13 protein-coding genes are annotated in these 13,839 nt (G+C 47.3%); 4 read left to right on the plus strand and 9 right to left on the minus strand.

The features are described from left to right. Nucleotides 1–17: 17 nt before the first annotated feature. From AR383_RS10305 to AR383_RS10320, 4 genes are all read right to left on the minus strand, one after another. Nucleotides 18–944, minus strand: a complete 927-nt coding sequence (locus tag AR383_RS10305; protein WP_055733051.1) for a GGDEF domain-containing response regulator — start codon at nucleotides 942–944, stop codon at nucleotides 18–20. Between the two features lie 442 nt (nucleotides 945–1,386). Then, nucleotides 1,387–1,827: an inner membrane protein YiaA gene (gene yiaA / locus AR383_RS10310; RefSeq protein ID WP_055735021.1), complete on the minus strand. Its 441-nt coding sequence runs from the start codon at nucleotides 1,825–1,827 to the stop codon at nucleotides 1,387–1,389. A gap of 117 nt (nucleotides 1,828–1,944) precedes the next feature. Next, complete coding sequence (locus AR383_RS10315; RefSeq protein ID WP_055733052.1) at nucleotides 1,945–2,751, minus strand: DUF2145 domain-containing protein; 807 nt, start codon at nucleotides 2,749–2,751, stop codon at nucleotides 1,945–1,947. Nucleotides 2,752–2,781: 30 nt separating this feature from the next. Then, nucleotides 2,782–3,162 carry a hypothetical protein gene (locus AR383_RS10320; RefSeq protein WP_055733053.1) on the minus strand — a complete coding sequence of 127 codons (381 nt, stop codon included), beginning with the start codon at nucleotides 3,160–3,162 and terminating at the stop codon, nucleotides 2,782–2,784. A gap of 114 nt (nucleotides 3,163–3,276) precedes the next feature. On the opposite strand from AR383_RS10320, the gene AR383_RS10325 reads away from it, so the two are divergent. From AR383_RS10325 to AR383_RS10335, 3 genes are all read left to right on the plus strand, one after another. Continuing rightward, nucleotides 3,277–4,026, plus strand: a complete 750-nt coding sequence (locus AR383_RS10325; protein ID WP_055733054.1) for a helix-turn-helix domain-containing protein — start codon at nucleotides 3,277–3,279, stop codon at nucleotides 4,024–4,026. Between the two features lie 60 nt (nucleotides 4,027–4,086). Then, the gene (locus tag AR383_RS10330; RefSeq protein WP_055733055.1) at nucleotides 4,087–5,448 is read left to right on the plus strand and encodes an alpha/beta hydrolase; all 1,362 of its coding nucleotides are present in this window, start codon (nucleotides 4,087–4,089) and stop codon (nucleotides 5,446–5,448) included. 403 nt (nucleotides 5,449–5,851) lie between these two features. Next, complete coding sequence (locus AR383_RS10335) at nucleotides 5,852–7,414, plus strand: AbgT family transporter (protein ID WP_055733056.1); 1,563 nt, start codon at nucleotides 5,852–5,854, stop codon at nucleotides 7,412–7,414. 18 nt (nucleotides 7,415–7,432) lie between these two features. Here the strand turns inward: AR383_RS10335 and AR383_RS10340 are convergent, their stop codons facing one another. The 4 genes from AR383_RS10340 to AR383_RS10355 all read right to left on the minus strand — a co-directional run bounded on the left by AR383_RS10340 (nucleotide 7,433) and on the right by AR383_RS10355 (nucleotide 12,488). Further along, the gene (locus AR383_RS10340; RefSeq protein WP_055733057.1) at nucleotides 7,433–9,394 is read right to left on the minus strand and encodes a DNA topoisomerase III; all 1,962 of its coding nucleotides are present in this window, start codon (nucleotides 9,392–9,394) and stop codon (nucleotides 7,433–7,435) included. Between the two features lie 228 nt (nucleotides 9,395–9,622). Beyond that, nucleotides 9,623–9,892: a hypothetical protein gene (locus AR383_RS10345; protein WP_055733058.1), complete on the minus strand. Its 270-nt coding sequence runs from the start codon at nucleotides 9,890–9,892 to the stop codon at nucleotides 9,623–9,625. Nucleotides 9,893–10,403: 511 nt separating this feature from the next. Then, on the minus strand, nucleotides 10,404–11,549 hold the full coding sequence (locus AR383_RS10350) for a glycerate kinase (protein ID WP_055733059.1): 1,146 nt from the start codon (nucleotides 11,547–11,549) through the stop codon (nucleotides 10,404–10,406). Nucleotides 11,550–11,585: 36 nt separating this feature from the next. Continuing rightward, nucleotides 11,586–12,488, minus strand: a complete 903-nt coding sequence (locus AR383_RS10355; protein WP_055733060.1) for a LysR family transcriptional regulator ArgP — start codon at nucleotides 12,486–12,488, stop codon at nucleotides 11,586–11,588. Nucleotides 12,489–12,580: 92 nt separating this feature from the next. Here AR383_RS10355 and AR383_RS10360 point away from each other — a divergent pair, with 92 nt between their 5' ends. After that, a complete protein-coding gene (locus tag AR383_RS10360) occupies nucleotides 12,581–13,192 on the plus strand; it encodes a LysE/ArgO family amino acid transporter (RefSeq protein WP_055733061.1) in 612 nt (203 codons plus the stop codon). A 55-nt stretch (nucleotides 13,193–13,247) separates the two neighbouring features. Here AR383_RS10360 and AR383_RS10365 read toward each other — a convergent pair whose 3' ends face one another. Next, the gene (locus AR383_RS10365; protein WP_157051697.1) at nucleotides 13,248–13,793 is read right to left on the minus strand and encodes a DUF2301 domain-containing membrane protein; all 546 of its coding nucleotides are present in this window, start codon (nucleotides 13,791–13,793) and stop codon (nucleotides 13,248–13,250) included. Nucleotides 13,794–13,839 lie beyond the last annotated feature (46 nt).

The raw sequence follows: 13,839 nt of genomic DNA on the forward strand, positions 1-13,839 counted from the left end.
TACCCTTACTTTGGCCATTAAATTTGTTTAATTACGCCGATATTTCGCCCCATGGCTTTAGCTTCATATAACGCTTCATCGGCTAAGCTCAGCGAGCTACGTAACTCAGTAGTAATAGCGCCCTTGGGATAAACAATGCCTCCAATACTGCAAGTCACCCGCTGATGTGGTGAGTAGGCATGAGCAATGGCCAAACGACTTAGCTGATTGTTAATTTTATCGATAACCACCTGGCAGCCTTGCTCATCGGTGTCGGCCAACAGCAATACAAACTCTTCACCGCCATAACGATAAACCTTATCAGAAGCTCGCTGTAAGGCTTGCTGTAGAACCTGCGCCACTGCTATCAACACGTCATCACCGGCTAAGTGCCCATAAGCATCGTTGTATTTTTTGAAATAATCTAAATCAAGCATCAGCACCGCCATAGACGAATGCTTACGCCGGCAATAACCGGCTATCCAAGTGTAGTCCTTGTCTAATGCGGGGCGATTGGCGATGCCGGTGAGCCCATCGCGCATCGACATCGAAATCAGAAACTCCGTCTTTAGCTTCAAGGAAATATGGGTTTTTACTCGATGCTCTAGAGTGACAAAGTTAATCGGTTTATTAATGAAATCAACACAGCCGGCATTCCAACACTGTATTTGGGTTTCGTCATCATTGCGTGAAGTGATAAAAATAATCGGAATATGCCGCAAGATGGGAGAATCTTTAAGTTTGGCGCACACCTCCCAACCATCCATATCTGGCATCATTATATCCAACAGGATCAAATCGGGCGGGTTTTGCTCGGCTAAGCGCAGCGCTTCGGCTCCACTCGCCGCACTGTAAACGGTAAAATCGGCACTCAAACATCCGCTCATGAGTTCACGATTGAGCAATTCATCGTCAACCAACAAAATACTGGCCTGCTGGCTGCGATCTTCTATGTCGTATTGCACGGCCTTAACCTGTCGTTTTCACATCCTTGCTTAAGCTAACTTTAGCATACATTTACCCTAGCCTGACTTTGTTAGCGCCGCCCAAACCGCTTGATTTAAATACAACAGTATGATTTTCAAATTATTTATATTTTGTGCTCTACCACTAAGCAAAGCGGTTAAAGCTTTTGGAATTATGCGTAAAAACTAGTTGCTCACCACTATTCTCAAGCCATAAAGCAGCTAGGTTGAATTTAGCGTCACCTACCAAGATCTGACGCGGATCAATGCGCTGCTAGAAAAAGTGGGCGAACTCGGCGCCTTCAAGGTTTTGGTGGGCACTTCATCTAAAACGGAAGATTTTCTCAGCGCAAATTTCTACGTGAAAGAAAATAACTTCCTTTGCCATAACTAAACAGGCCTCTCAAGCTAGCTTGAGAGGCCGTTTTTTTTAGCCTTATCGCTATTCTGATTCAGTGTTGCTGAATTGAGCACTCTCTTCATCGTCAAAATAGCTCATGTCTCGGGTATTCTTTTGTACTGCAATCGCGGCAAATAAGCTGAGCGCATAGGCCATGGCATAGAAGCCTTTTTCACTTAAGGCCAGGCTGGCATTAAACAAGCCCACTGCCAATAACACCAGCGCAGCGACAAATGCAAACCAACTCACTGCATAATAAATGGCAGTCACTTTTAGCCCTTCTAATTTATCACGTACCGACTTCTGTAAAGAAATGGCAGAAAACAAACCAAACAGCAACAAAGTAAAATAATAGCCCTTTTCATTAAGCTGCATCGCAGCATTCCATAAGCCAATCAGATAGGCTCCAGCGCCCAATAACAGAGCAGTCCATGAAGCGCCAACAAAGGCTGGGGTAGGTTGAACAAATGTCTGTTTTTTCATATCCTTATGCTTCCTTAGATTGACACTTTCTGTATCGCTATTCGGTTGATTGAGAGTCTCTAATTGATCGTTTAACTGGCTCATAAGCAGCTCCTTCATTGGTTAATCCTTAAGTCTTTACAGCAGTGCTTGCGATACATCGTTCGGCAACAATATGGCAGAGTGTTCGAGTAGCTGCTGTTGTTCTAAGTAACGAGCAATGGTAGTGAAGGTAGCGGTTTTCGGCTTACCTTGATGATCTGCGAGAGTTACATCATCAAACAGTAGTCCCCCCATGAACAATTTAAAGCGATTAACCTTGATGGGCTGGGCTTTGAAGTGGGCCCGAGCCAAGCGTTTTAACTGCTTAGTATCACTGGTGGCAAAGATACTGGCATTAAGCATGTCCAAGGTATACTCGGTACAATTCTGAAACTGACTATTAAAAGGATTAGCCAACACCGAGTAATTAGGGTTATGTAACAAGTGATTGTCGCCACTATTAATCAGCTTTAACAAACCGGCTTGAAGCTGTTTATTGGGAATAATGATGCCCGCCTTTAAGCTGTCGACGCCCCAGAAGAAGTCCACTGGGTAGTCAGTCACCAAGCTGCTATGGCCTAAATCTCCCAGCTTTTGATACAAATTGTAAATCGCATAGCCTTTGGCGTTTGTCCCATCATCTAAAGTGATATTGGAATACACCGCCAAGGCTGTATGAGTAAACTGCACCCCCTCGGGTAAGTCAGCTTGAGGGCGCCCCACTCGGCCAATAATAAATACGTTGGCGCGGTATTTGGCGGCATAGCGCTCCACTTCCTTAGAAAACTTAGCGATGGCCTCTGGCTCTAATTTTACATCTTCGGCTGGCGCACTGCCGGCAAAGCAAAGTGCACTCGATAAACTGAATAAAGCCAAAACAACTAATTGTTTAATTCTCATCATGAGTCGTTCCTTCTAGTGCTAAGTGGCGGCTTATTGAATGACGATCACGTCATCAATTTCAAAAGGAATGGGAGCATCAACGGCCTTGGCTATACCTTCTGCACTGCTTGCTGCAACACTGCCAGTAACGCCAACAGAAGCGGCGGGAATGACCACCGATGCTCCAACAGGACCACTCTCAGCGCCACTTTGGGCAGCTGTACTTCCTGCTGCAGCGCTAAAACCACCAACCAACATAACGGGGGTAGTCGCAGTACTTACCGCCACTTGGCCACTGCCTTTAAATCCATTGGAGGAAGCTAAAGCGGAATGTTTAGCCGATTGATTAAAATGTTGACCAGACTCAGTCGCAGCTACATGCAAACTAGTAATAGCAAGACTAGCGATAAGTAATGATTTCCATGTTTTCATAATATCTTTCCCGGTGATTAAGTTCGTATTAACCATAAGATCCCGGAAATTAAGTGTAAACGCCGCTGTATTATGTTTATTATAAATACCCAACAAGTATAGTATTTGTATACCATGAGCCAATTAGAACAGATTAGAAACACCCTTAAGCAGGTATTTCGCCAGCAGGGTTTAACCTATAAAGATGTTGCTCAGCAGCTAAATATGAGCGAGGCCAATGTAAAACGCATGTTCTCAACCAATAGCTTTTCGTTAAGCCGTTTAGAAGAAATGTGCCATATTGTTAAGCTCAATCTTATTGATTTGTTTTTGTTAGCCGACCAAGAAAAAGAAAAGCTCACCCACCTCACCAAAGAACAAGAACAAGAACTAATCGACGACCATAAACTCTTTTTGGTGGCCGTCTGTGTACGCGACTCTTGGAGCTTTAATGAAATTATTCAGCGCTATCAGCTCACTGAGCATGAATGTATTCGCTTAATGGCTCGCTTAGATAAGCTGAAAATGATCCAATTACTGCCCAATAACGCCTACAAACTGCTGATCGCGCAGGACTTTCGCTGGTTACCCAACGGTCCACTGGAAAGGTTTATGGAAAAGATCGTGCTTAACGAATTCATGAATTCCCGCTTTAACGGCGACGACAGCTTTCGCTTTTATTTACGTGGCCATTATTCACAAAGCTCCATCGAAATAATTTTACGTAAGCTGAACCAACTCACTAAAGAAGCTGCTACGCTCAATCAACAAGATGCTTCACTACCATTGGAAAAACGCCGCCACACCGGAATGTTATTGGCTTTGCGCCCTTGGGAAATATCTATATTTGAAAACTTAAGCCGTGACAGTAGTAAGACAAATTAACAAGCTAACTTGTTGCTCTAGATCGTTTCACTATGACTGAATCAATACTAAGGACCAGCCATGTTTTATCGAAGCACACATTTTGCCAAGCCAGTAAGCCTGCTATTCGGGCTGCTTAGCCTAACCCTCAGCAGCCTCAGTTTGGCTCAGTCTAGCGAAGAAAACTGCGTCAATATTAATTCTCAAGCAAAACTCATTGAGCAATACCTTGAACAGGCGCCTTATCGCCAAGCTATTACATCGAGGGTCGAAGAATTTTCCTATCAACCCAGCGCCAGCTATCAAGACTACTTACACTACGCACAAAAACTCATCGCTAAGCGTAATCCTCGCGCGATGATGGCCTGTCCAATTAATACCCCCAGCTATCAACTGCTAGCCACACAACAAAAATGGCTGGGCATACCTAAGGTCATTCAGTTACTGGCACCTTTTGAGCTACATCATCCCGATAACGATAAGGCAGTATTGTTGATCCACGGCTTAACTGACTCTCCTTTCCACTTTCACGATCTGGCTTGGTTCTTTTACCAACAAGGTTATGACGTACGTACACTGCTTTTACCCGGCCATGGCACCGCTCCTTCAGACTTAGTGGATATTGACTACCAGCAATGGCAACAAGCGGCAGACTACGCCATCAGCCGCAGCAGTGAAGATTATTCAGAACTGTATTTGGGCGGTTTCTCTACCGGCGGCGCGCTAATTTTGCGCCACCTGCTGAAGCACCCCAACAATGATGAACAAATAAAAGGCGTACTGCTGTGGTCTCCAGCTTCTAAAGCTGCCAGTAGTTTTGCTTGGTTAGCTAAGCCAGTTAGCTGGTTGCGCACCTGGCTAAGTAAAGATGCCGACATTGATTTCGCCAAGTACGAATCCTTTGCCACCAACGCCGGGGCTCAAGTCCATACGCTAATGAAATTACTGAGAAATGAATTAAAACAGGCCGAACAACTACCGGCGATTCCCCTGCTAATGGTAGCCAGCGAATACGACCAAACCATTGATACTCAAGCCAGCCTCGCCATCTTACAAGACTGGCAACAGGCCAACCCGAAACTCCAACATCAATTGATTTACTACGGTGAGCAACAAAGCCTACCCGCAGGTTTAAACGAGCAAGTGAAGCTTAATATTCCCAGCTGTGCCACGGCTTCTTGTGAACAAATCCAGCAGGTTGCTCATACAGCAACCATTAATGCCCCCAGCAACCCTTACTACGGTGAAAACGGGGTTTACCGCAACTGTAGCCATTATTTGAGTGATGTAGCTAGCTATCTGCGTTGTAAGCAAAGCGATGAAATAGTTAAAGGCGAAACCAGCAAACAGAATTTACAGCGTTATCCTACTCTTCAGCGCCTCACTTATAACCCTTACTATCAGCAAATGCTGCAGCAAATCAACGCATTTATGCAGCCTTAATCTCAGGCTATTAGGGCAGAACACGTCGCGCTGGGCCAAGCTGGCCCAGCGCCAACAAATCAGTTTTATTTTATAAAAAAGCGTTATTATTCTACTATTTATCCTTGGATATTTCTTAAAAATAGGTTTTTAAGCTACAAAAAACCTCACCTCCTCCATCGCCTCATTGGCTAAAAACAAAGAAAAAAACGGCCAAATTCAAACAAATTTATGAGCAATCCGAACAAAAAACACCAAGCATTAACCTTAATAATGATTTAAAATAAGTTTTTTTAACTCAAATCAAAGTAAAAAACAGCAATAAAAACTATTGTGAGTTAATGAGCTTATTTCTTATTCGTTTTACTAATTAATCACAACAAAAAGAACTAAACCAGAGAGTTTAGAAAACCCAGAGGTATATATGAGTGTAACCACCACCAGCGAACCGATCCCAAATAAGGGAGGCATAGCCCGCTTTCTAGACGTGATCGAGCGTGTCGGTAACAAACTGCCCGATCCAGCCATGTTATTCCTTGGCTTAATGTTAATTGTGTGGCTAATCTCCGCCGCCCTCGCGCAGCTCAGTTTTACTGAAATTGACCCTCGCAGTGGCGAAGCCATTGTTATCAATAACCTGCTTAGCGCTGAGTGGCTCACCACTTGGATGACCAGCATGGTGAAAATCTTCACCGGCTTTGCCCCTTTAGGCGTAGTGTTGGTAGCTGTATTAGGGGTGGGCGTAGCCGAGCGTTCTGGTTACATTAATGCCGCCTTAAAAGCGATGTTGAAAGTCACACCAGCTAAAATGATTACCCCCGCTGTGGTGATGATCGGCGTAATCTCTAGCGTCGCCACCGATGCCGGTTATGTAGTAGTGATTCCTTTAGCTGGCGTTATTTTCCATGCCATGGGGCGTCATCCCATCGCCGGTATTACCGCAGCCTTTGCCGGTGTTTCTGGCGGTTTCTGTGCTAACTTCATTCCTTCAGGTTTAGACCCGCTACTACAAAGCTTTACTCAAAGTGCGGCTCAATTATCTAACCCTGATATGCAAGTGAACCCACTAAATAATTGGTTCTTTGCCTCAGCTTCTTGCTTACCGATTGTGGCGACTATCTGGTACATCACCGATAAAATCGTCGAGCCACGTCTGCAAAAAAACAGCCCTATTGCCAAAGATGACGTCTCTGCCACAGACATGCATTCTCGCGACCCTAAAGAAACCTTTGCCTTTAGGGTGGCCAGCTTAGTTATGTTAGCTTTGATTGGTTTATTGGTATTAGCCGCTTGGGGTGAAGACTCGAGCCTGCGCGACGCACAAGGCTCCCTCACCAGCTTTAGCGCACCGATGATGCAAATCATTGTGCCACTGATTTTCATCTTCTTTGTGATCCCAGGGGTGATTTTTGGCTACCTCAACGGCAGCTTCAAAAACTCTAACGACGTAGTAGCGGCCATGTCTAAAACCATGGAAACCATGGGCCACTACATTGTAATGGCCTTCTTCTGTTCTATGTTTGTTTGGGCTTTTGGCCAGTCTAACATTGGGGTATTAATGGCGGTTAAGGGGGCAAACTTCTTACAAGCCATTGGTATGGCGGCACCTGCCACCATCGTGGGCATGATTGTATTAGTGGTATTGGTTAACCTATTTGTGGGTTCTTCATCGGCTAAATGGGCACTGATTTCACCGGTGCTAGTACCGATGTTAATGCAAATGAACATCTCACCCGATCTCGTGCAAGCGGCATATCGTATTGGTGATTCTAGCTCGAACATCATCACCCCATTAATGCCTTACTTCCCACTGGTAGTTGTGTACTGTCAGAAATACATGAAAAATGCCGGTATCGGCACCTTGGTCGCCACCATGCTGCCTTACTCGATTGCCTTAGCTATTTTCTGGACCTTATTCCTACTCGCCTACTGGGCCTTGGGTTTACCGCTAGGCTTGGGTGCCAGCTACATTTACCCAGCTATGTAGTTTGGCTTGAATAAACAACTAACGCGCCGCTGTGGCGCGTTTTTTATTGGTGCGTTTGGCGGTAGCAGCGCGCTGACCACCCGCCTTACTCCGCCGCGCATAGTTTTTACGCCCGGCCTTGGCGGGCTTGGCTAGGCCAACAAAGGCCTGAGCACTCACCATCGCGCTTTGTTCCACCAGCTGATGCAGCTGACTTTGCAGTTGCTGCATAAAGGCCTGATAACTGTGTTGACGCTGACTAATGGCATTTAATTGCTGCTCCCAGTGCGCGGTCATATCTGGCCACACACATAATTCTGGCAAGGCAGCGACCAAAGCCTTAGCACTGTCGCTAGCATGAATTTGCTTGGCCTGACGCAGCAAAAAACCGCGCTTGAATAGCAAGTCGAGGATCCCCGCTCGGGTCGCCTCGGTGCCCAAACCGTCAGTCTCTTTTAATACCGCCTTTAAGCTGGGATCTTGCACATACTTGGCAATGCCAGTCATGGCCGCCAACAGGCTAGCGTCGGTAAAGGCTTTGGGCGGCTGAGTTTGTTTATCCAGCACTCTGGCATCAATACAATGTAGTTTTTGTCCTTGGCTAAGTGGCGGCAGCGTTTGTTCCTCGTCATTCTGTTTACGGGGAAACAAAACCTTCCAACCTAAGTCTTGCACCTGATTGGCGCTAGCCTTAAACAGGCCCTCGGCAATCTGCACTGTGACCTCGCTATGGGCATAACGATAATGCGGATAAAACTGCGCCAAATATTGGCGGGCAATTAACAGATAAACGCGCCGCTCCGCTTCGCCGAGTTTGCCCGCTGCTTGGCGCTTGGTGGTGGGAATAATCGCATGGTGAGCATCTACCTTGGCATCGTTCCAGGCCTTGCTACGCAACCTGGGATCGGCCTCACTACAGGCTTTGGCCAATTCTTCACTATTGGCCTTAAGCGCGGCGAGCACCTCCGGCGCCTCGCCATGATGTTGCTTAGGCAAGTAGCGACTATCGGAGCGCGGATAGGTAATTAGGGTGTGCCGCTCATACAGGTTTTGGCAAATATCTAAGACCTGCTTGGCGCTATAGCCATAACGCTTGGCCGCATCAATTTGCAGGCTAGAGAGGTTATAGGGCAAGGGCGGCGCTTGTTGCTTGTCTTGCTGCTTGAGCGTATCCACTGTTGCGGGCTGCTGCTGAATCCGCTTTACCACATGCTCGGCTAGGGACCGACTCAGCACTCGACCATCCTCATCTTGATAAGGCAAGCAGGCCTCACTAGGCTGCCACAGCGCCTTAAAGCGCTCGCCTTGCTGGGTTTGCAGCTCGGCTTCCACCTGATAAAAAGGGCGGCTAACAAACTCGGCAATGGCTTGGTCACGCCTCACCACTAAACCCAGTACTGGAGTTTGCACTCGCCCCACCGACAGCACCCCAGAATAACCCTGCTGTTGGCCTTTAAGGGTATAAGCGCGAGTGAGGTTAATCCCATACAGCCAATCGGCGCGAGTTCGCGCCAAGGCCGAGCTAGACAGCGCAGCAAACTGCTGGTTGGGTTTTAACTGTTTTAAGGAGCGCGCCACCGCCGCGGGGGTGAGATCACTCACCAACAAACGTTGGCAAGCTTGCTTTAAGGCCGCCTTGGTTTTGCAGTGCTCGATGACTAAATCCACCAGCAACTGCCCTTCACGGTCTGGGTCGCCGGCATGCACCAAGCTAGTGGCTTGCTTAATTAAGCCTTTAATCGCTTTCAACTGGCTAGCGGTTTTAGATTTAGCCCGCCATTGCCACTGCTCAGGGAAAATCGGCAGGTGTTCAAAACGCCATTGCTTGTATCTGGCATCGTAATCGGCGGGTTCGGCTTGCTCTAGCAAATGACCAATACACCAAGTCACGCAGTCACCATTGGCCAGTTCAATATAGCCTTGATACTTTTTCTGAGGTTTAGGTAACACCGCAGCAATGGCCCGCGCCAAACTGGGTTTTTCGGCAATATAAAGACGCACAACGACAACCACTGTTATTTTATACAGTCATTCTAGTATAAGTTGGCGTTTTATTGGAAGGTTTTCTGTTGGCTAAGGTTATCAAGGGAAATAATTAGAAGTAAAAAAACAAGGGTTAACTTTGAATCCACTACTTAAACTACTCTAAATGAAGCACCTTGTGTCGAACTGCATTACGAATGAAGTGGGTGCAGGAGTTTAAATACCTCCTGCTATCCTATTATGGCTTTATGCCAATTCAGCTTGGCAGTGCTTGCAAATAACAGCTTCATTTTTTACTAACTCTGCGCATTTAGGGCATTTTTTCTGGGTTCCCGACTCAATTGCTGCAGCTTCAACCTTTTCAGTCACTGGAGAAACTACAAGAGTAATTATCAAACCAATTAATGGCGACAAAATTAAAGAGATCAGAAAGAAACCTATTCCTGAACGCCCTTTATTTGCAGCCAATACTCCGACGCAAACTGCAAAAACTAACCATAAAATAACTCCGATCATAATGTTTACTTCCTTGTTGTTAATAATTTCATAAAGCCATAGCAATAATGATTCTCAGTGAAAGCGCCAACTTCCTCGCATTCATCATGATTTAGTCAAACTAAAATCACACCGTTAAAGGCAAAGTCACAATCGAACAGCACCGCGATATGTCTATATCTGAGCCGCTGTTCATAGAAAGAATACTAATAAAGAAGCCACTGATGTCGCCTATTATGTCTATACATTGATAGATGAACTCATAAATAATGGCGCCATATAGAGCAATATCACCGACGTTTATAAATCTATCAAAAAAAACAGGAGATTGGCTAGTTATCTTTGCGTTATTTATGACATTGTGTTTTTTGCAGACTTCACTTGAATAGCTGAAACAGGATGGGCACTCTATTCATTCGCCCTAACCAGCAAATTATAATCATCCACGGTAAGAATGGCACTCTCAACTCTCGCTAATATCATCCTGCTACGCAACTATTTTATCAATTCTTCTCTAGCCAGCTTTGTACACCTAGCCAAGCATCTCTTGGCTGAGTTTAATCGTGGCTGCAACGTTTTGCGCCGCAACTAATAGGTTAGCTTCGGCCTGCTCTATCGCGTGGGCTAAATCACAGGGGCCGGGCACGATGGAAAAGACCGCGTTAATACCATGCTCGTGCACCACCTCGTAACCCGGTAACATGGCTCCGGCAAAGGCAATCACCGGCACGCCATATTGCATGGCGACTTGCGCCGCACCATAGGGAGTTTTACCAGCAATGGTTTGGCTGTCGATGCGCCCTTCACCGGTAATCAACAAGTCGGCACCTTCTAGGCTGCTCGCTAAATCCACCGCTTCGGTAACAATTTGCACTCCGGGGCGCAATTCCGCCTGCATAAAGGCTAACAAGGCCGCACCTAAGCCGCCAGCGGCGCCACTGCCTGCTACGTGCATAATGTCGATACCAAACTGACTAAATACCACCGAAGCAAAACGCCCCAGTGCGGCGTCTAACTGGCGGATCATCTCTGGCGTGGCCCCCTTTTGCGGGCCAAATACCGCGCTAGCACCCTGCTCGCCGCAGAGGGGGTTATCTACATCGCAGGCCACTTCTATTTCAACTTCGGCTAAGCGCGGGTCTAGGCCTGAAATATCGATGCGTTCTAGCTCGATAAGCTCGGCGCCGCCGCGTTTTAGCGGCTTGTTAAACTGGTCAAAAAACTGTGCGCCCAAGGCTTGCAACATGCCCACACCGGCATCGTTGGTGGCGCTACCGCCCAAGCCGATAATCAGTTTAGTCGCGCCCGCATCTAGGGCGGCGGCGATTAACTCGCCAGTACCGTAGCTAGAGGTTTTACGCGGATCGCGCAGGGCCGGCTCCACTAAATGCAGCCCAGAGGCGGCGGCCATTTCAATCACCGCGGTTTGCTTGTCGCCGAGCACACCAAAAAAGGCTTCCACTTGATTGCCTCTTGGCCCAGTAGCTAAGACCGGCATAATTTGCCCGCCCGTGGCATCTACCATGGCCTGCACCGTGCCCTCGCCGCCATCGGCCAGCGGCACTTTACAGTATTCGGCATCGGGGAAAACACTTTGAAAGCCTTGTTCTATCATCTCCGCCGCTTCCATGGCAGTTAGGCTTTCTTTGAATGAATCAGGTGCAATAACAATCTTCATCGGCTGTCCTTATCTATCTATGTTCCTAGCAACTGACTAACGCTGCGGTAAACAAGTTTGAGTATAGCTGCGAATTTGTTCACTTAAGTCTTTCATTAACTTACCTGCTAATTGCCAATGATGCCAGTATAGTGGCACCCGCACTTGTAGCTCGGGCAGCAGGTTAATCAGTCGCCCATCGGCTAAGTGTTCGGCCATTTGTAAGCGCGGATTTAAACTGTAGGCACCACTGGCTAAAGCCAGCTCGATAAAGGCTTCAGACGAACGCACCGTATGGCAGGGGTACTCTCCCGGCTGCAAAGAAAAATGCTCGGATAAAAATTGAATGTGCATGTCATCGTGCTGGTCAAAAGACATCGCCGGCGCCTTGCTCAAACTGTCACGATTCACCCCTTGAGGAAAAAAGCGCTGGGCAAATTCCGGCGTTGCTACACATAAATATTCCATGTAACCCAGAAACTGGCTATCACTGCCAGCTATCGGTTTTGCCTTGCTGGTGACGCAGGCCAGCACTTCACCGCTACGCATCCGTTGCCAGGTGCGCGATTCATCTTCCACATATAGGTTCATTTCCACATGCTGCTGTTGCAAGGTGGGACTTAAGGCCGGAATGAGCCAACTGGCTAAGCTGTCAGCATTAACCGCCAAAGGCAGGGCCTGAGCCCGCTTATCGCCCAAGCTTAGCTGCTGAGCCAGTTCGGTTTCTAGCTGTTGCACCCGCTGGTAGTGGCCTAATAACTGCTGGCCCAATTCAGTCGCCATTAAGGGCTGGGAGCGGATCAATAAGGGCTGGCCCAGCTGATTCTCTAGGCTTTTAATTCGTTGCGAAACTGCCGATTGGGTAAGGTGTAAACGCAGCGCGGCACGCTCAAAACTTTGCTCACTCACTACCGCCTCTAAGGCTTTAAGTAACTTGTAATCGATATCGGCGAAACTCATTAGCAAAACTTATTTAAGATTAAAATTATTAGCTATATTAAAGCAGATTAGCTGGGTATAGTCCTGCCATTCCCCCTTATTTATTGGATATTATGTTTAGCAGTTACTTCACCGGCCTCAGTTTAATGGCCTCGCTGATCATGCCAATTGGCATGCAAAACGCCTTTGTGCTGAATCAGGGGATCCGTCGCCGCCATCACTTACTGGTAGCCAGCTTTTGCTCGATGGCCGACGTATTTTTTATGAGCTTAGGCGTATGGGGCGGCGCACAACTTTTCAGCACCTACCCGTGGCTGCTGTACAGCATTAGCGTGCTAGGTTCGGGCTTCATGCTGGTTTATGGTTACCAGTGTTTGCAGCGCGCTTGGCAAGGCAAGAGTCAATTTGCGCGGGGTGAAGCGAAACACGAGCTAAAGGCGATCATTCTAGCCTGCTGCGCTTTTACCTTTCTTAACCCTCATGTGTACATCGATACCATTGTGATCCTGGGAGGTTTTGCCGCCAATATCAGCACCGAGCATAGACCGATGTTTGTGGCTGGCGGCATTAGTGCGTCTTTTCTGTGGTTTTTTAGCTTGGCTTTATTGGGCGCAAAACTCGCGCCTTGGTTGGCTAGACCGCGCGCCCAGCAAGTCATTGACGGTGTGATTGGGCTGATGATGTTTGGCTTGGCCGGCTACTTATTAAAGTTTGTATTTGGCTAGGCTCTATTTCGCCACTGCACGCCGCCAATTGGCGTGCTTGGCAGTTAAATTAAACCTAGATTTCATAGTTATCGCGCTTGCCCACATCCAGATATAGCGCTTGGCGACACTTTTGGTAACTAATATAAGAGCACAGCCCGGCAATCACTAGCAGCAAGATCCCGCGCGAACCTAACCACGGTGAAAACCGCAGACCATATTCCAGCGCCAGCAAACCGCCCAACCAACGCAGCTGCCCCAAGTTAAAACAAAAACTCTCTTTAAAGGCGAGCCCTGCCACAACGGCGTAAAAACAGGCCAAGGAAAGGTAGGATAACAGCGGCCAATGCCATAAATAAAAGGCCATGGCCAGCCACAAACCCAGCCAGGCTAGGCCTTGTATAAGGTAACGTATAGCCTTGCTATAAAGGTGTAAATTAAAGGCTTGTAAGGCTACACAGCCCGCCAATAACCATAACGGCTGCCAGACCCATTGGTTCACCAGCAGCTGATAGGCGGCCGCGATAAAACTGAAGCTTAAACCAAGCCAGCCTAAGCGGTAGCTCAACACACTAAACACATCGATGCGGTCTAGATTTTCTTTATATTCAGGATTGGCCACCAGCATGCTCCTTATGCACTAGCGACAACAAGATTAGCTGTATTAA

This window comes from Agarivorans gilvus (assembly GCF_001420915.1).
GTDB lineage: Bacteria > Pseudomonadota > Gammaproteobacteria > Enterobacterales > Celerinatantimonadaceae > Agarivorans > Agarivorans gilvus.